The 18027-nt window shown below is 64.0% G+C and carries 19 protein-coding genes; 5 read left to right on the top strand and 14 right to left on the bottom strand.

All coding sequences use genetic code 11. The features are described from left to right. Positions 1 to 92: 92 nt before the first annotated feature. Entirely contained in the window at positions 93 to 1334 is a 1242-nt protein-coding gene (locus VAE54_RS09245) for an MFS transporter (RefSeq protein WP_322801670.1), read from the bottom strand. 488 nt (positions 1335 to 1822) lie between these two features. Between VAE54_RS09245 and secG the strand changes: the two genes are divergently transcribed. The 4 genes from secG (at position 1823) to VAE54_RS09265 (ending at position 4506) form a co-directional block, all read left to right on the top strand. Further along, positions 1823 to 2059 carry a preprotein translocase subunit SecG gene (secG, locus tag VAE54_RS09250; RefSeq protein WP_322801671.1) on the top strand — a complete coding sequence of 79 codons (237 nt, stop codon included), beginning with the start codon at positions 1823 to 1825 and terminating at the stop codon, positions 2057 to 2059. A 111-nt stretch (positions 2060 to 2170) separates the two neighbouring features. After that, positions 2171 to 3847, top strand: a complete 1677-nt coding sequence (locus VAE54_RS09255) for a peptide ABC transporter substrate-binding protein (RefSeq protein WP_322801672.1) — start codon at positions 2171 to 2173, stop codon at positions 3845 to 3847. Positions 3848 to 4011: 164 nt separating this feature from the next. Next, positions 4012 to 4263, top strand: coding sequence for a hypothetical protein (locus VAE54_RS09260; protein ID WP_322801673.1), 252 nt, complete (start codon positions 4012 to 4014; stop codon positions 4261 to 4263). Between the two features lie 27 nt (positions 4264 to 4290). Continuing rightward, positions 4291 to 4506: a hypothetical protein gene (locus VAE54_RS09265; RefSeq protein ID WP_322801674.1), complete on the top strand. Its 216-nt coding sequence runs from the start codon at positions 4291 to 4293 to the stop codon at positions 4504 to 4506. 37 nt (positions 4507 to 4543) lie between these two features. Here VAE54_RS09265 and VAE54_RS09270 read toward each other — a convergent pair whose 3' ends face one another. The 8 genes from VAE54_RS09270 to ffh all read right to left on the bottom strand — a co-directional run bounded on the left by VAE54_RS09270 (position 4544) and on the right by ffh (position 11649). Beyond that, on the bottom strand, positions 4544 to 5185 hold the full coding sequence (locus tag VAE54_RS09270; RefSeq protein ID WP_322801675.1) for a hypothetical protein: 642 nt from the start codon (positions 5183 to 5185) through the stop codon (positions 4544 to 4546). 257 nt (positions 5186 to 5442) lie between these two features. Further along, positions 5443 to 6570, bottom strand: coding sequence for a lipid II:glycine glycyltransferase FemX (locus VAE54_RS09275; protein WP_322801676.1), 1128 nt, complete (start codon positions 6568 to 6570; stop codon positions 5443 to 5445). After that, the gene (locus VAE54_RS09280) at positions 6567 to 7577 is read right to left on the bottom strand and encodes a lipid II:glycine glycyltransferase FemX (RefSeq protein WP_322801677.1); all 1011 of its coding nucleotides are present in this window, start codon (positions 7575 to 7577) and stop codon (positions 6567 to 6569) included. The genes VAE54_RS09275 and VAE54_RS09280 overlap by 4 nt, the downstream gene beginning before the upstream one ends. Positions 7578 to 7580: 3 nt before the next feature. Continuing rightward, on the bottom strand, positions 7581 to 8270 hold the full coding sequence (locus VAE54_RS09285; RefSeq protein ID WP_322801678.1) for a response regulator transcription factor: 690 nt from the start codon (positions 8268 to 8270) through the stop codon (positions 7581 to 7583). A gap of 832 nt (positions 8271 to 9102) precedes the next feature. Continuing rightward, positions 9103 to 9630, bottom strand: a complete 528-nt coding sequence (gene rimM / locus VAE54_RS09290) for a ribosome maturation factor RimM (protein WP_322801679.1) — start codon at positions 9628 to 9630, stop codon at positions 9103 to 9105. 11 nt (positions 9631 to 9641) lie between these two features. Next, the gene (locus VAE54_RS09295) at positions 9642 to 9887 is read right to left on the bottom strand and encodes a KH domain-containing protein (RefSeq protein WP_322801680.1); all 246 of its coding nucleotides are present in this window, start codon (positions 9885 to 9887) and stop codon (positions 9642 to 9644) included. A gap of 11 nt (positions 9888 to 9898) precedes the next feature. After that, a complete protein-coding gene (gene rpsP / locus VAE54_RS09300; protein WP_322801681.1) occupies positions 9899 to 10231 on the bottom strand; it encodes a 30S ribosomal protein S16 in 333 nt (110 codons plus the stop codon). Between the two features lie 95 nt (positions 10232 to 10326). Beyond that, positions 10327 to 11649 (bottom strand): signal recognition particle protein, encoded by a 1323-nt coding sequence (gene ffh / locus VAE54_RS09305; RefSeq protein ID WP_322801682.1) that lies wholly within the window; start codon positions 11647 to 11649, stop codon positions 10327 to 10329. A 251-nt stretch (positions 11650 to 11900) separates the two neighbouring features. Here ffh and VAE54_RS09310 point away from each other — a divergent pair, with 251 nt between their 5' ends. Continuing rightward, positions 11901 to 13718: an SLC13 family permease gene (locus tag VAE54_RS09310; protein WP_322801683.1), complete on the top strand. Its 1818-nt coding sequence runs from the start codon at positions 11901 to 11903 to the stop codon at positions 13716 to 13718. 4 nt (positions 13719 to 13722) lie between these two features. Here VAE54_RS09310 and VAE54_RS09315 read toward each other — a convergent pair whose 3' ends face one another. The 5 genes from VAE54_RS09315 to VAE54_RS09335 all read right to left on the bottom strand — a co-directional run bounded on the left by VAE54_RS09315 (position 13723) and on the right by VAE54_RS09335 (position 17944). After that, positions 13723 to 14313 carry an FmdE family protein gene (locus VAE54_RS09315; RefSeq protein ID WP_322801684.1) on the bottom strand — a complete coding sequence of 197 codons (591 nt, stop codon included), beginning with the start codon at positions 14311 to 14313 and terminating at the stop codon, positions 13723 to 13725. Positions 14314 to 14341: 28 nt separating this feature from the next. Further along, entirely contained in the window at positions 14342 to 14518 is a 177-nt protein-coding gene (gene tatA, locus VAE54_RS09320) for a twin-arginine translocase TatA/TatE family subunit (protein WP_322801685.1), read from the bottom strand. Between the two features lie 29 nt (positions 14519 to 14547). After that, entirely contained in the window at positions 14548 to 15522 is a 975-nt protein-coding gene (gene galE, locus VAE54_RS09325) for a UDP-glucose 4-epimerase GalE (RefSeq protein ID WP_322801686.1), read from the bottom strand. 95 nt (positions 15523 to 15617) lie between these two features. Continuing rightward, a complete protein-coding gene (locus tag VAE54_RS09330) occupies positions 15618 to 17105 on the bottom strand; it encodes a glycosyltransferase (RefSeq protein WP_322801687.1) in 1488 nt (495 codons plus the stop codon). After that, on the bottom strand, positions 17102 to 17944 hold the full coding sequence (locus VAE54_RS09335) for an adenylate/guanylate cyclase domain-containing protein (RefSeq protein WP_322801688.1): 843 nt from the start codon (positions 17942 to 17944) through the stop codon (positions 17102 to 17104). The genes VAE54_RS09330 and VAE54_RS09335 overlap by 4 nt, the downstream gene beginning before the upstream one ends. Between the last annotated feature and the right edge of the window lie 83 nt (positions 17945 to 18027).

Genomic DNA, 18027 nt, shown 5'->3' on the forward strand with positions numbered 1-18027 from the left:
CGACGCCGCTCCGATCCACCGGGAAGCCGATCGCGCTTCCCATGTTCTCCTTCCGGGAGGCGTGGGGGACACCTTCCATGGCCGGCTCCGGCTCAGCAGGAGACCTGCTGTCGGACAGCCCTCTGAGCATAAGCGACCTCCACCCGATCCCGGGAAGCGAAAGCCAGATATTGATAGAGAGTTCCCACCCCGTAGAACACAGCCGTAGCGAGGAGCATCGAAGCCAGCCCGTATTGTTGCTGCAGGAAACCCGAGAGCGCCGCCCCGATCATCCATCCCGCTTCCCAGGTCAGGTTCAGGATCCCGCTCACCGCGGCCCGTCCCGCGGCCGGGACCTGCTCCATGCAGAACTCCGTGTAGAGGGGAGAAGCCATGTTCATCAACGCTCCCCGTAACACCATGGCCAGCGCGGCCAGGGCAGCCTGATCCGTAAGGGCCATGCCGACCAGGAACCCGATGGATAGCCCCTGGGTCAGCGCGACAGTGGCGATCCGGCCGATCCATCGGGCGATCCGCGGGGCAAGGAGCGTAGCCAATCCGGTGAACGCCGAGGTCAACGCGAATAAAACGCCCAGCATGGAATCATCCAGCCGATAACGCTCATGGAAGTAAACGTTCAAAAAAGGAATGCTCAGCGCCGCGCCGATCCCCAGCATAAGATTAGGGAAAGCCATCGGAAGCGCTGGAATCCACAGGGCCTGTTTGGGCCATCCCATGGTTGGATTCCCCTGCGACCGGCGCGGAGCTTCCCGGATCCCAAGAAGCGGAAGGGCAGCCAGGAAGTCCAGAAGGGCGGAGAACAGGATCGGCCCGGCGTAGATCGTGGGGCCCAGGGGCGAGAAGGCCCGGAACAGATCCGGTAGCACGCTGCCGATCCCCTCGCCCACGAAGCCTGCCCAGAACAGGACAGCGGAGGCAAGGGCGAATAACTGGGTGCGCTCCGCTCCGGATGCGTTTTCAGCCAGAAACGGTGCGTAGGCGATGAAGAACAGGTTGTATCCGGCTCCAATGAGGCCGACCCCTACGCCGACCCATACCGGAGAGATCCCCAGACCCACCCCCACGGTCCCGATCGCCATCATTAGGCTCCCCAGAATCAGCATCGGCCGGCGGCCGATGCGATCCGTCCACCATCCGGCTGGCAGGCCGATCCCCAGGGCGATGGCCGAAGGCAGGGCGTTCAACGCGCCCATGAGCCCCCGGGGATACCCCAGATCCAGCAGGTGCAGATTCAACCAGAGCCCATAAATGGCGCTGCTCAACCCGTGCAGCGCCAGGGCGATGAGGAAGAGCCGGACATTCCGCATGGAAAGGGATCGTTGTAACGTCCGCATCCCTCTCCCTCCTTCGAAGAGACAGGTATGGAATGAAGGAGTGGCGCGGACCACCCCTGGAGAGAACGACGGGGTCCCACCGACCAGGGAACAACCATCCGGGGCGCTACTCATCCAGGGCGCGGCAGGGGAGGCCGGGTTCCCAGACGCAGCCTTCCAGCTTGCTATCCTCCGGGGGCCATCGTCCAATCTTACGGGGCCTCTGTAAGAACGGCATAAGCGGATCCTCGTCCCGCATCATGACAAAGAAGCAACTGCTCGGGTATAATGTTTTTTTAAGTAGAGGTCGGCTGCCTTCAACGGTCTCCTCACCCCCATCCTTTCTCTCCCCATTTTCACAGCCTACGGGGCTGAGGAAGGAAACATCCTCTCTTGCCGGAATCCGGGCCAGCCGGCATTACGAACTCCTGACCGGACCAAGCAACTGTCCGGCGCACAGAGGAGAATTGCGTTATCATGAACAGGAACTCCGCTCGGAGGAAAGGAGCGTGATCACTGCCCTGAATATCGCTCAGATCCTGCTGGCGATCGCATTGATCGCCATCATCCTGCTTCAGGCCGGATCCTCCCAGCTGGGAGGGGTCTTTGGATTGGGCGATGTGGGAGTGCCCCGCAAGCGCCGGGGGCTGGAGCGCACGGTCTTTAACCTCACGATCTTCCTGGCCGTTCTCTTCCTGGCCCTGGCGGTAGCCAATGTGATCGTGACCGGGACTCCGGTGGGTTAAGGTCTCTTCATGCGGTCTCTCCCCTCAAAGGGCAAAGGTTGAGGAACGGGGCTGGGGGTGGAGGAGCTCGCCCCTATCTCTCATCCCTTCAGACCTGCAAGAGAGTCCGGTATGGCTTCGCGTCCCCGATATCCAACCCTGGCTCGTGGGCTATATTTCCCGCTGGTCCTTGTATTGTTCATGGCGCTGAGCCTGGGGGCGTTGATGGCCTCCCTGGCTCTCCGGGCGCGCATAGAAACGGTCCCGGCCCGCGGTGGGCGTTATGTGGAGGCGATGGTGGGCCCCATCACCACCCTGAATCCGCTTCAGATTCAACCCGGGGATCCAGAAGCCGACATCGTCCGCCTGGTCTTCAACAGCCTGGTGCGACTGAACGCGCAGGGATTGCCAGAAGGGGATCTCGCTCAGCGCTGGGAGGTCTCAGAGGACGGGCGGCGCTATACGTTCTATTTGCGCCCCAATGTCCGTTGGCATGATGGAGCCCCGCTGACCGCAGAGGATGTCCTGTTCACCGTGCGCCTGCTGCAATCGACGGATCTCCCGGGGCCTCCCGAGCGCGCGCGCCTATGGCAATCTATCGAAGTGATCCCGGTGAACAGCCTGACCGTGCAATTCCGGTTGTCGGAGCCCCTGGCGCTCTTCCCGGATCTCCTGACTTTTGGGATCTTGCCTGCCCATGTTCTGCGCGACGTGCCACCCATCCAGATCCCAACGCACCCGTTCAACCTGAACCCCATTGGAACCGGGCCCTATCGGGTGACCTCTGTGCATGTAGAGGAGGGCCGGATCCAGCGGGTGATCCTTTCCGCCAGCTCCTCCTACTTCCGCGGCCCGCCCCTGCTGGAACAGGTGGAGTTCCGGATTTTCCCGGACACTCGTACAGCGCTCCAAGCCTATCGAGCAGGGGAAGTCCATGGGGTTGCCCGCATCGCTCCCTCGGACCTGGATCAGATCCGCGCCCTGCCTTCCCTGAATCTGTTCTCAGCGATCCTCTCGAGCTACCACATGATCCTGTTGAATCATGCCTCCCCCCTGTTCCGGGAGCGGGAGGTGCGGGAAGCCCTCTGGCTGGCCCTGGATCGCCAGCGCCTGATCGATCAGTTCCTGGCCGGCCAGGGGGTGGTGGCCAGCAGCCCCATCCCCCCCGGCAACTGGGCCTTTCATCCCCAGCTTCCGCCGGTCCCCTACGACCCGGAGAAAGCGCGGGCCCTGCTGGAAGCGCGGGGCTGGGTGATCCCGGCAGGGGGCACAGTGCGACAAAAAGGGAATCTCACGTTGCGTTTCCGCCTCGCAGCGAGCGCGGACGGCTTTCATGACCTCATCGCCCAGGAGATCGCCCGACAGTGGCGGGCGATCGGGATCGCCGTCGATGTGGATCCCATCCCCGGGGATCTGGTGGGGCAGATCCTGGCCCCTCATCGCTTCGACGCCGCGTTGGTCGAGCTAATGATCCCGGGGGACCCCGATCCCTATCCGTTCTGGCATGAAACCCAGGTGGATGCCGGACAGAACTATGGCGGGTTCCGGGATCGTGACATCAGCGAGGTGATCGAAGAAGCCCGCCGGACGCTGGATATCGCCCGCCGCCGGGAACTTTACTGGCGCTTCCAGGAGCTGTTCCAGGAAAAAATCCCCGCCATCCTGCTCTTCTATCCGGTTTACACCTTTGCCGCAGATGAGCGGATCTCCGGGATCCAGATAGGGGCGCTGCTCACCTCGCCGGCCGATCGCTTCGATGGGATCATTGAATGGTATACGCTGGTCCGCCGTCGGATTATTGTGCGATAGGAGGGAAGCCCTTCTCCCCCACATGGGAACGTGGGAACGGCATTGGGCTCGGATCTGAAAGGCGAGCCCGGTCGGGGAAACCGTGAGCTGACCATCCGCCCGGGCAGGCCGGGTCTCCCCAGGTGGCACGGCGATCGCTGGACCCGATAGGAGGCACAGGATCGATGGAATTTCTGAATCGCCATTCATTTCTGGTGGTCGGCGGTCTGACCCTGCTGGGTCTAGGCGCCTTTTTATGGCTCCGACGCGCCGGATGGGTCGGGTGGGGATTTTGGGCCCTCATCCTGATGGCCCTGGTGGTTTTCTGGCTCTCCATGCGGACGCGCCCTACCCCGCATCTCGCCTCGGAGGCGGAGATCGAGGCCGCCCTTCGGTCCGGGCGGCCCGTGCTGGTTTACTGGTTTTCCAATTACTGACTGGGCTGTCTCTCCCTTCATCCTGCCGTGCGCAGGATCGAGCGGGAATGGCGTAAGGGGCAGGTGCTCTATGTGGAGGCCCTCAGCCCAGCGGGGCGATCCTTCGGGAGGACTTATGGATTACGGTTTACGCCATCCTTTGCGCTGTTCGATGGGCAGGGACGGATGATCCGCACCTGGACAGGGGTCGCCGAAGCCCCAACGCAGGCGGAGCTGGAGGCAAGCCTGAAAGGGTCACCCTGAGGGAGGCCGCCTGGAAGGCGATCTCACCCTCCTCGGGTTATGCCTCCCGACGGGGAGGGAGCCAAGACCATCCCCGCCGCCCCAGCCAGCGAGCCAGCTCGGTGGCCACCAGCCAAGCGCTGGCCTCAAAGAAAGCATAGGTCCTGCGCACGGAATCCGGGGGGGCGGCTTCCAGATCGGCATTCTCCGCCACCCAGACGACATGCTCCATCTCCTCAATCCGCTCCAACACCTCCCCCGGCGTGCCCGGCACCGGGATGTCCGCATAGCTCGGACGACGCTGGTGGGGAAAAGTCACCGCGTAATCCGGCAGGCGAGGCAGGATCCCCATCGCCAAGTAGGCATGATGGAAAAAGAAAATCTGATCGCCTGGACGAGCCAGTTCAAAAGCCGGCATAAACCGGAACCCCGCCGCCTCCCATGCAGACCAGTCCACCATGACCCGTTCGACGAGGGCGCGCAACTCGGCCAGCGAGGGAACAGCGGAGGTGCGCAGGGTGAGGATGAAACCTTCCCGGACCTCCGAGAGATGATCGAGGGCATCCTGCAGGGTCGCCTGAGCCTTCTCGGGCAAGGGCTCTCCCTGAATCCGGCGGGCGAGGGCCGTCCGGGTCTGCTCCGCCAGTTGTCCTAATGCCTGCAATGCCTGAAGGCCGGCCCGCAGATCCCACAATTGCATCCACCTCACCCCTTTCTCTCGGGTTTCGGGCCTATGTGCTGCAACCCTATATATGATCTTAACGCCCCTGTAAGGCTTGTGCCAGATGCCCCCGACCTTTCAGAGCGCCCCGATTCAACCCCAAGGCAACCGCCTCCCACGGTTTGGAAGCGCTTCTGCCCTTCCCAGCCGGCACCCATGGGCGATCCAGATCCCCCCCCTCTCCATGGGGCGGGAGCACAGGAGGCCCCACCCCCGCCTGAGGGGCAGGGCGCGGCTTAGTCAAGGGGATTTCGGAGACCCGCGTGCGGACCGGGCTCCACACCGACACGACGCCAGTGGCGGCGGCGCAGCCACGCCAGGTAGCGCGGGATCAACCCTATGTAGAGGCGATACAGCGCCGGCCATGGCGTGTAATCCCATGTTCCAATAAACCGCACATATCGTCCCCCGAACCCTCGCTTAAAGCGATACACCCCCCACAGGGGATCGCTCTCGGCGGGCACCGCCGGCGCCCCCCAGAAGTCATACCGCCGGCATCCGACCGCCCGCGCCCAGCGGATGGCTTCCCATTGCAGCCGGTAGTTGGGCATCTTCTCCCGATGCCGATCCCGCGAAGCCCCATAGAAATACCACGCGGTGGGCCCAAAGCGATAGATCATCACCATTGCCACTGGCTCCCCTTCCACCTCTGCCAGCAGCGGGCGCGCATATCCGGCCTCATAAAACATCGTCCACGCCTGCCGGTAATACGCCCGAGGGCGGATCACGAAACGGTCTCGCGCGGCCGTCTCCACATAAAGATCGTAAAGGAGGTCGAAAGCTTCTGGGCCCACGGGCCGCACGCGCACCCCTTTTCGCTCCGCCAATCGGATGTTATACCGGGTTTTGGGGTGCATCGCCTGAAGCAATTCCTCCTCACTCGCTGTGAGATCAAGCCACAGGCTGGCAGGGAACTGAACAGATTCCGCGGAGGATCGCCATCCCCGGCGCTGGAGCACCGTTTTCAACGGGACCTCCACTGGATCGCATGGCCCCTCCGCTGCCGGGCCCTCGGCCTCCACCACCTCCGGATCGATCCGGACGAGGACCGCGCGGTGCCGACGCGCCTCCTCCTCCAGATCGCAAAGGACCGCCTCCGCCGCTTCCGTGTCTGAGGGATCCAGCAACGGCCCCCGCGGGAGGTAAAAGATCCCCAGGAGGCCCAGGCGATCCCGCCGGTAGAGGGCCTGAGCCGCCGCCCGAACGCGCCCCCGCTCGTCTTTCCACACCCACCGAAACGGCCGCCAGCCATATCCCGCCTTGAACGTCCCCCACAGCCACGTCTGGAGGATATGCGGGGCAGGCAATTGGAGAAGCATCTGGTCCCAAACTTCCGGGTCGTGAATCAGGGAACGGCGGATCATACGAGGCCCAACCTTTGAAGGAAGCGGTAAAGCAAAGGGGAATAAACCCGATCGAACGCCCCGACCCAGCGCACCACCCGGCCGCCGAATCCGCGTTTGAAGCGATACACCCCCCACAGCCCATCCCGCCGGGTCGTGAACTGGGCCTCGAGGACCTCGGGATCCTCATCCGGGATCCCCCACAGGTCATACCAGCGGCAACCTCGCGCCCTGGCCCAGCGCATCGCCGCCCACTGGAGGGCATAGGTGGGCATCTTCTCCCGGTGGCGATCCCCAGAGGCACCGTAGAAATACCATGCTCGCTCCCCCCACGCGAAAGCCATCAGGGCGGCGACGGCCTCCTCCTCATAAAACGCCAGCCAGAGGCGAGCAAGGTGGGGAACAAACCGCTCATAGGCGGTCCGATAGTAATCGAACGTGTGGATGGCAAACCGATCCCGCGCCGCTGTCTGTTGCAATAACCGATAAAACAGGGGGAGATCCTCCGGCCGGGCTTCGCGGACCTGCACGCCTTTCCGCTCCGCCAGCCGGATGTTGTAACGGGTTTTGGGATGCATCGCCTGGAGAAGCGCCTCCTCCTCGCCCTCCAGGGACACCAGGATCGTCCGTCGGGGCTGGACGGGGGAGGCCGGCCGGAATCCCAGGGCCGTCAGATCCAGCTGGAGCTCCCCCTCAAGGACATCCGGCTCGATCCGCAACCAGAGGGCACGGGTTTCCCGGGCGAGGCGATCCAGCGCAGCCAGGAGCATGCGGAAGATCTCAGGACGCTGCCAATCGCCAACTGGCCCTTTGGGGACATAAAGGATGCAAAAGGAGGGGGGAAGAGGGCGAATCAGGACCTGAAGGCCGGCCCGGGGCTCCCCCCGTTCGGCCAGCAACAACCGACGGGCTTGCCAGCCGAAATCGGCCTTCAGATCCCCCCACGGAGCGGTCTGGAGCACGTGGGCTTCCGGATGGCGCTCCAGAAAAGCCATCCAGGTCCGGGCATCGACCTCCTGGGCGTCCATCGCTTACCCCAGCGCGAACCGATATCCAAACCCTCGCTCCGTGAGCAGAAAGCGCGGTTGCTCGGGGTCCGGTTCGATTCGCTGCCGAAGACGCCAGATGTACCACTTAATATTCTGAGGATCCACGCTGCCGTCGGGCCACACATCCCGGGCGATCTGCTCCGGGGTGAGGGTTTGACCCGCCCGTTCCGCCAGGTAGCAGAGCAGGCGATGTTCGGTTTCCGTCAGCAGACGCTCCTCACCGTTCAGGATCACCCGAGGATACTGAGGGTCAATGAGCAGCGCCCCTTCCCCAAACCGCCAGTAGACCCGCTTCCCGGGCGGTGGGAGGCGCACGCGGCGCAGGTGCGCTTCGATGCGGGCCAGGAGCTCTTCCATGGCGAAAGGTTTCACCATGTAGTCATCGGCTCCCAGCTTCAATCCCTCCACCCGCTCTTCCACGGCCGTTCGGGCCGTAAGGATCAAAACCGGCACCGTTGAAACCCCACGGATCCGCCGGCAGACCTCCAGCCCATCGATGTCCGGGAGCATCAGGTCCAGAATCACCAGGTCCGGCTGGCCTTCCTGGAACCGCTGCCAACCCTCCGTGCCGTTAAAAGCCAGCACAACCTGAAACCCCCGGCGCTCGAGAAAGAGGCGAATTAATTCCGCCAGCTCCACGTCGTCTTCAATGACCAGGATCGTCTCCGCCATTCCAACCTCCCCGGGGCACCTGAGAGATCGATCACCCTCGGCTGGAATCCATGGAAACCTATCCTGCCTATCGGGGCTTCTTTGGGGCCTCAGACATGGAAGCGGCCATCAAGGCCGAATCAGAGAAACCGGATGGCCCTCCTCCTCACAATGGGTATACGTCGAGCCGGGGCCCACCGCTCGAGGCGGCCAGCCCCGCTTCCAGAAGCAGCCCACGGCCCCACCGGATCTACGCTCTATCCCCAGTATTGCACAAAACCAGAGGTTTGAGCAAGGTTTACCTGCGGGGCGCGCTTCGAATAGCGGCTGGATCTCCCACGCCTTCCATATGGCGCTCCGCCGTTCGCTAACAGCGGACGGGCTTCCTCCCACCCGAGGAAAGCCTGGAGGAGGCCGCCCGCGCTCTCGACGAACTTCGAGGGCGCATCGGCCCTTTGGGGGCACCCGTGACCGATCTCATCGCGGAGGGGCGCCGGCGGTGAGCGGCGGGGTCATCGATGCCCGTGTGGCCCTCAAGTGGGCGCTGGACGACGAGGAACATGGGGCTGAGGCCATGGCTCTGGGGAATGCAGGCGTTGCGGCTCATCCTCGCTCTGGGCATGCGGCTGGCGGATCCGGCACCCGTGAACGTGTACCGGGAAGCCAACCGATATGGCATCGCGGCATCCATGGCCCTGGCGCGGACGCTGGATATCCCGTTGTGGACGGGGGATGGGCAGTTCTATCGAGCGGTGCAGGACGACCCCCTGGTGCGGTGGATCGGGGAAGTGACCACATGCCCATCCGGAGCGGGGAACCCGAGTTCAAGGGGGGTGGGCTCCCCTCTTCCCCTCTACGCCTCCTCCGCCTCATCAAGAAGGCCGGGCATCGGCCAGATCACCATCCGATTGGCCTCCACATCGATTTCCCGGACGACATCCCGGATGGCCGGGATGAGGACCTCCCCGAAGGGCCCCAGAACGACATATACATCATTGGCCCGTGTGTAGAGGATCTCTTTCACACGCCCCAGATATACCCCTTCCGTGGTGTAAACCTCCATGTCCAGGATCTCATGCTCATAAAACTCCCCCGGGGGGAGCGGGACAGCCTCCTCCCGCTCGATCAGGACCAGACGCCCCCGCAGGGCCTCTGCCGCCTCGCGGGTCTCACAGCCGGGCAGCCGCATCAGGACCATTCCCCTGTAATAACGAAAACGAACGCCTTCATAGGGGATGGCCTCCTCACCGATGTAAACCCGCTTCAGCCGTTTGAGCTGCTCCGGGAAATCGGTGAGGATCTCCAGTTTCATCTCCCCCCGGACCCCCCATGGGCGGGCGATCCGGGCCACGGCCAGGAAACGAGGGGGCGGCTTCCGCATCGCGCGGGTTCTCAATCGCTCGCTCCATCCAGGGGCTCAATCCGCAGGTCCACCTTTCGATGAGGCGGGGCGGCGGCCCGCATCACCTGCCGGATCGCCTCCGCCAGATGCCCATCCCGGCCGATCAGACGTCCCATCTCCGCCTGAGGGACCTTCATGAAGTATTTCACCACCGGCCCCCGGCGGACCTCCTTGATCTGAACCGAAGAGGGATCGTCCAGCAGGGCGTGAGCGATGAACTCCAGGAAAGCCCGCATCGCTGGCCCCCTTATCGGGTGGAAGTGCGCGTGCCCGCCTGAAGGGTCGTGGCCTCCGCCAGGAGGGCCTCCAGCGGCTCGCCGGCCTTCAGGCGCTCGAAGCGGGCCAGGGTACCCGTTTTACGGAACAGGATCTGCACAGCCTCTGTAGGCTGGGCGCCCACCCGCAGCCAGTAGAGCGCACGAGCCTCGTTGACCACGATGGTCTCCGGCTCCGTGCGGGGGTTGTAATGTCCGATGATTTCAATGAACTTCCCATCCCGCGGCGCCCGCGAATCGGCCACAACAATCCGATAGGTCGGTTCATGCTTTTTGCCCATGCGTTGCAAACGGATCCGAACCATTCTCACCTCGCCTGTTCAGTTTAAGGGGTTAGGGCTTACGTATGAAGCCTCCATTCCAGGAAATGGGATGGTCCCTTCGGCAGCCCCCAGGCCCCTTACCGGAAGAAGGGGAATGGGAGGCCGCCCCGGCCGGATTTCATCTGCTTCATCAGGCGTTGCAGTTGGCGGAACTCGTTGAGCAACTGATTGACCTCCTGCACCGTGGTGCCGCTCCCGCGGGCAATGCGGCGCTTGCGGCTGGCGTTGATGATCTCTGGGTTACGGCGTTCCTCCGGCGTCATCGAGTTGATGATGGCCTCGATGCGTTTGAACTGGCGATCCGCCTCCTCCGGGGAGACCAGGCGGGCGAGTTGCTGATAGCCCGGCAGCAATTCCAGCAGCTGCGAGAGCGGGCCCATCTTCCGCATCATCCGCAGCTGCTCCCGGAAATCCTCCAGCGTGAATTCGGCCCGCGCGAGCTTGCGAGCCATTTCCGCTGCCTTCTCCGCCTCCACCGCCTCCTGGGCCTTCTCGATCAGGGCCCGCACATCCCCCATGCCCAGGATCCGGGAGGCCAGCCGTTCCGGCTGGAACGGCTCCAGCTGGTCCGGCTTCTCCCCCACCCCAAGGAACTTGATGGGCACTCCGGTCACGGCCCGGATGCTGATGGCCGCCCCGCCCCGCGCGTCGCCATCCAGTTTGGTCAGGATCAGACCCGTCAGCCCCAGACGCTGATGGAACACCTCGGCTGCTCGCACCGCATCCTGCCCGGTCATGGCATCGACCACCAGCAGGATCTCCTCCGGCCGAACCGCATCCCGAATGGCCTCCAGCTCCCGCATCATTTCGTCATCGATGTGGAGCCGGCCCGCCGTATCCAGGATCACCAGGGTATGCCCCTGCTCTCGAGCGAACCGCAGGCTGTTTCGGGCGATGGCGACCGGATCCGCCTCCGGCCCTTCATGGTAGACCGGGATATTCAGCTGCTGCCCCAGCACCTCCAGCTGGGTGATCGCCGCCGGCCGGTAAACATCCGCAGCCACCAGGAGCGGGCGCTGCCCGGTTTTGCGCAGGCGCAGGGCCAGTTTTGCGGCCGTGGTGGTCTTCCCGGACCCCTGGAGGCCCACCAGCATCACGATATGAGGGGGCGATCCGGCCAGGCGGATCGACGCCGGGGCCCCCAGGGTTTTCACCAGCTCCTCATAGACGATCTTGATCACCTGTTGCGCGGGAGTGAGGCTCCGGGCGACCTCCGCGCCCACCGCGCGTTCCCGCACCCGTCCCAGGAAGTCCCGAACGACGGTGTAATGGACGTCCGCCTCCAGGAGGGCAAGGCGGATCTCCCGGAGGGCGGCATCGACATCCGCCTCCGTCAACACCCCCCGTCGCCCCAGGCGATCGAAGATCCGCTGGAATTTCTGGGTCAGCCCCTCAAACATCCCGCTGCTTCCTTCCCCCTGCTCGATGGACGCCGGAAAATTATATCACAATAAGGTAGGCTCTGGAAGGCAGCCTGCGCCAGGGTGAAAGGGGCATCCGAGGCTATCGCCTGACCACCCCATGGTGCCGCCCGGATGAAGCCTCGGATCCAGGCGGGGCATGGGCTGAGCTGGATAAGCCGCAGGGAAAGGGAGTTACGCGATGCATTTCCCGCGAGTGGAGAGCGCGCGGGCTTCCTTGGGAGGATAGGGTGTTTTCTCTTTCGGCGATCTGGATATTGCTGATCCTGATCGTGATGGCCGGCCTGATGATGAGCGGGGCGCTGCGGCCGGATCTGGCAGCCCTAATCCTGGTTTTAGGGCTGTCCTTCAGCGGATTGCTTTCCCCTCAAGAGGCCTTCAGCGGGTTCAGTCGCTCCGCCGTCATCGCGCTCATCGCCCTCTTCATTCTCACGGCGGGGCTGAACCGAACCGGGGTTTCTCGCATCCTGGGCGAGCGGCTGAGCCGGTGGGCTGGGAATTCCCCGCAACGGCTCGTCGCGGGGATGACCTTGTTGACCGCCCTGCTCTCGATGGCCATGAACTCGGTGACGGCCGCCGCTGTGACGATGCCTCTGGCTGTTCAGGCGGCTCGACGGATCGGTCTGGCTCCCTCCCGCATCCTGATCCCGATCGCATATGGGGCCCTGCTCGGGGGGATGCCCACCCTGTTCACCACTGCCAATCTGCTGCTCAGCGGCCTCCTCCGGGAAAGCCAGGGGCGCTCCCTGACCATGCTGGATTTCCTCGTGGTCGGCTGGCTCCCGGCCCTCCTCGGTTTGCTGTGGGTGATCCTGGTCACATGGCGAACTCTGCCGGAACGCTTCCCTGCGGGGCAATTGATGCGCCTTCACCGACTGAACCGGGAGCTGGCGGAGATCTACGGCTTGAAGAATGGCCTGGTGGAGCTCCTGATCGAACCGACCTCGCCCTTGGCCGGCGTTTCGCTGGGCGAAAGCGAGCTCGCTTCCCGATATCAGCTGATGGTGGTGGGGATCCGCAGGGGCGGACGGTTGATCCTTTCTCCTGCTCGCTCGGAAACGTTCCAGCCCGGGGATGTGCTTCTGATTGCCGCTGGGTCTCCTGGGGAAGCCAGCCTGGAGGAGGCCACCCGGGCCCTCAAGCTTCGTAAGCTCCCCCGCCCGGCGGCTCCCGAGATCCTGGAGGCCGGAGAAGCGGGGCTGATCGAGATCCTCCTCTCCCCGCACACCACTTTGATTGGCAAGACGTTACGGGAGCTCCGGTTCCGAGAGCGATATGGCCTTCAGGTCCTGGCCATCTGGCGGGAAGGACGCCCCATCCGGGCCGGGCTGGCGGATGAGCGCTTGCGTTTTGGGGATGCGCTGCTGGCCTACGGCCCGTGGGAGCGGATCCGCCTTCTCCAGGACGACCCGGAGTTCATCGTCTTGCAGACCGATGGGGAGCCCCTGCGGCCCTCCCGCCGGATCCCGGCGATCGGGATCATGCTGGGGGTGATCCTGGCCTCGATCATGACCTCTCGATCGGTAGCCGAATTGACCATGGCCGGGGCGGTGCTGATGATCCTGACCGGTTGCCTGACGATGGAGGAGGCCTACCGGGCTATCGAATGGCCGACAGTGTTCATGGTCGCCGGGCTGCTGCCGCTCTCCATCGCGATCTCTCGGACAGGAGCCGCCCAAGGACTGGGGGAGCTGTTGCTTCAGGGGATCGGCGGCACCCCGCCCTGGATGGGCATCCTGGCATTCACCGGGATCGCCGCGGCGTTGACCCAGGTGCTCTCCGCCTCGGTCACCGCCGTCGTTTGGGGTCCGATCGCGCTGCGCGCGGCTCCGGTTCTGGGGATCCCGCCGCACTGGATGGGGCTGGCGGTGGCTCTGGCGACCTCAGCAGCCTTCCTCACGCCGATGGCCCACCCTGCCAACGCCCTCGTGATGGGCGCCGGGGGCTATCGGCCTAAAGACTTCCTCAAAGCGGGGCTCCCCCTCTGGGTCCTCAGCATAGGGGCCATCACCCTGTCCACCGTATGGTTCGGGCGATGGCTTCCATAAATTGCTAATGGGCTTCCAGAGGCGTGTAATAGGGTTCTCCCGCGCACGCCCGACACAACACCTGGCCGTTCCGGGCCACCTCTCGCCCATCGTTAATCCCCTCGCCGCAACGGGCGCAGAAAACCCGCCGCAGGGGATGGCCGGGCAAATCCTCCTGTGGGATCGTCACCCGAACCCACTGGAGGCGGAACAGATCCTCATCGGGCATGATCCGATAAGCGTGGCGCTGGGCGGCAGCTTGGCTCAGGCCGGGCGGGGCCAGGTGGAGGGCGGTCTCCCGCGCATCATCCCGGGCCACGATCCGCACCGCCCGACCGGTCTGGGTGTCCACGAAGGTCGCCGCTGCTTTCCCATAATCGATGTGCTTCAGCGTGCGCCGTCCCAAGCGGCATCCCGTCACCGTGGCGATGGCATCCGTCAGGCAGCGATCGATCTCCACATAGACCATCAACCGGCGTCGATCCCCGGGATCCTCCGGATTCAATCCCAGCAGCCGGCATCCCAGAAGGGCCATTCGAACACCCAGGATCTGACCGGGGCAGAGATGTCCGTGGAAAGCCGCTGCTTCCTCCAGCCACTCTTCCAACGTGCGCATTCCAGACTCCCGAGCGATCGGATCGGGCTCAGGAGGGCTTATCCGGCTTCGTTTCCGATTTCTCCTCGTCCGCGGCCAGGCCCCGACGGAATTCCCGAATGCTCTGCCCGAGCTCCCGGGCCAGATGGGTCAAACGACCAGGCCCGAACAGCAAAAGGGCGATCAACAAAATGACGACCAGCTCCGCTGGTCCCAGACGGAACATCCCATTTCCTCCATTTGAAGATTCATGCGCTATTCCTCATACCCTTCCGGGTGAGCCTGCATCCAGCGCCACGCGCTGAGCACGATGTCCCGCAACTTGAATTGAGGGGTCCAGCCCAGGTCCCGGTGAATGGCTTCCGGGGAGGCGACCAGCATCGCCGGATCCCCGGGCCGCCGGGCCGCCTCGACCGCCGGGATCGGATGCCCCGTCACCTCCCGGCATACCTCCAGGACCTCTCGCACCGTGTATCCCACTCCGGTGCCCACATTATAAATCATCACCGGCCGATCCGAGAGGGCCTCCAGTGCCAAGAGATGCGCCCGGGCCAGGTCGACAACGTGGATGTAATCCCGCACGCATGTCCCATCCCGGGTGGGGTAATCCGTCCCGTAGATCTCCACGTAGGGCCGACGGCCCATGGCCACGGCCAAGATGTTCGGGATCAGATGGCTCTCCGGCCGATGATCCTCTCCGCGGCTTGCGGTTGCTCCTCCCGCGTTGAAATATCGCAGGGCGGCATAGCGCAGGCCACGGGTGCGATGCAGCCACATCAGGACGCGTTCCACCGTCGCCTTGGTTTCCCCATAAACGTTCACAGGCCCGATGGGGGAAGACTCCGTGAGCGGCTCCGGGGCTGGGGCATAGACCGCAGCGGTGGAAGAGAACACCACCCGATCTACTCCGGCGGCCAGCAATGATTCCAGAAAAGCGATGGTGTGGGCGACGTTGTTCCGAAGATACTTGAAAGGATCCCGCATGGATTCTCCGGCCTCAATGAAGGCGGCGAAATGCATGGCCGCCTGACAGGGCCACCGGCGCAGGGTCTCCATCACCCGTTCCCCATCTCCGATATCGCCCTGCACAAACAGAGCGCCTTCGGGAACCGCAGCGCGGAACCCATGCGAGAGATTATCGTAGACCACGACCTCGTAGCCGGCGTCCAGCAGGAATTCCGCCACGATGCTGCCGATGTATCCAGCTCCGCCCGCCACCAGGACGCGCATGGGAGCGTGGGATCCTCCGACGGATTGAATGATTCCGGGATTCCGGCAGGCTTTCCCCCATGGGGGTGAGACGCACCCACGGGAAAACACGCAGTCTACGAGTGGGAGAACGGATCGCGGCGGCCCGCCTTATCCAGAGAAATCCGAGGAGCCGCAGAAGACACCGTTGGAAGAAGAGCGGGGAAAGGCCGGGCCGGGATCAAGCTATGCCAGGCCACGATGCCGTAGCTGATGGCATAACACAGCAGGAAAGGCACCGCCCCATCGAGGTTATGATGCCATGCCCGCCAGGCGAGGAAAAGGGCATACAGGGCGAAGGCCCCTTCAATCCATCCCATGGGATCCGTCTCCAGCCCGGCATCCATCGCCCGCTCCCCTTTAGGCGTTCGCACAAACTCCGACCGATAGCCCAGAAGGGCCTCCAGGATAGCCCGGGTGTTGTTCAGCGTTAACCCGGTTCCCACCAGGAACAACAAGGGAATCGGCCACAGGCGCCGGGGCCAATCGGGATAGAGGGCTTGCTGGCTCAGGCCATACATCAACGGGATCGCCAGCAGCCCGAGGCCCAGGATCACGGTCCATTTCGGCCGTTCCGCCGAATGTCGCAAGAGGGGACCCCAGAGCAGAAGCAGCAGCACACCCAGCAGATTGGTGAAATACCCTCCAAGGTGGAACATGGCCGCCAGGCGCTTCCACCATGGCCAGCGGCTGCGCCAGATGCGCCCCACCAGCTTGCAGAACGTCTGGGTGGTCCCCTTGGCCCACCGGAATTGCTGGCGTTTGAAGGCGGGGAGCGTGAGAGGAACCTCTGCCGGGACGGTTACATCGGGGACGAAGACCATTCGCCATCCGGCGAGTTGCGCCCGGTAACTGAGATCCAGATCCTCCGTTAATGTATCGCTCTCCCAGCCCCCTGCCGCCTCAACGGCCTCCCGGCGCCATACTCCGGCGGAACCGTTGAAGTTGACCGGGAGGCCGGCTGCCGAGCGGGCCACCTGATCCACCATGAAGTGGGCGTCCAGCATCAGGGCCTGGGCCCGGGTGATCCAGGAGGCATCAGCGTTCAGATGGCTCCAGCGGGCCTGAGCTGCCCCGATGGAAGGATCGGCCAGCAGCACCGGGATCATCCGCTTCAGGAAATCCGGGGGGGGAACGAAATCTGCGTCGAAGATCGCGATGAATTCCCCTCGCGCCCGCTGCAGCCCATAGGCCAGCGCGCCGGCCTTATAGCCGCTCCGGTTCGGCCGTCGCAACAGCTCGATGGGATAGCCTAAACTTTGATACAAGGCCACATGCCGCTGGACCAGCTGGGCAGTTTCATCGGTGGAATCATCCAGGACCTGGATCTCGAGGCGATCCCGCGGATAATCCAGCGCGACCACCGCTTCCAGCAGGCGCTCCACCACACTTCCCTCGTTGTAAATGGGCAGCTGAACCGTCACCAGGGGCCAGGTTCTGGGCTCGGCCCGCGGGATCGCACGGCGTCGCCCCCACAGGCTCAGCCCGGTCAACACCAGCACATACAGCGCATAGAAGAACAGCAGGATGCTGATCCCCAGGCTGGCCATCGCCAGGATCTTCATGGCTGTCCCTCCCGGAACCCCAGGAATCGATAAACCGGCACCACCTGAGCCCCTCCCCGGACCGGGAAAACGGGCAATGCCCGGGCCTCAATGCGATCCCGCAACCGCTCAAACACCGCCCGGCTGATCATAATCTGGCCAGGCGGCGCGGCCTCCTGCAACCGGCGGGCGTAATTGGCCACACTGCCGACTACCGTGTATGTCCAGTAATCTGGCGTCCCGATAGGGCCCATAATGGCCTCGCCCACATGCACACCGATCCGATAGCGCCGTCTCTGCTCCGGAGGGAGCATCGCGTGCAGAAGGGCCAGCTCCTGCTGCATCCGCCACGCCGCCCGCAGGGCCCGATAGGTATGATCCGGCAGATCGAAGGGCGCATTAAACCAGCCCAGCACCGCATCCCCCATAAACCGATCCACCACTCCCCCTTCTCCTCGGATCGCCTCCCAGGCCACCCGGAGGTAGCGATTCAGAAGAGGGACCAGATCCTCCAGAGGAAGTCGATCGCATAAACCTGAAAAACCCTGTAGATCGGCAAATAGCACCGTGATCTCCCGTCGGACCCCCCCTTCCACCCAGGGATCCGAATGCTGGATCAGGTAGGCCCTCAGGTGGGGATCCAGCATGTGAGCCAGAAGGGCCTGCTCGCGCTGGACCCGAGCCTGCAAGCCCTCCAGGAGCTCGCGGCTGGCCTCCAAAGCGGCCCGCAACGAGCCCTGGGGATCCATGCCTGAGGTTTCCCGCCCTGTTCCGGAAACCTCCCACCCGATTCGCTCCAGCTGCTCGCGGAGGAGATGAAGCAGCCGGCTGATCTCGGAGGAACGCTCGACAGACTCCATGTTCCTCGACGGAATCCCCGCGATGGATTTCCCCTAACGGCCGGGCGGTGGCACCATCCCGCCCCTCGAATCGAGATCTCGAT

The organism is Thermoflexus sp. (assembly GCF_034432235.1).
Taxonomy (GTDB): Bacteria; Chloroflexota; Anaerolineae; order Thermoflexales; family Thermoflexaceae; genus Thermoflexus.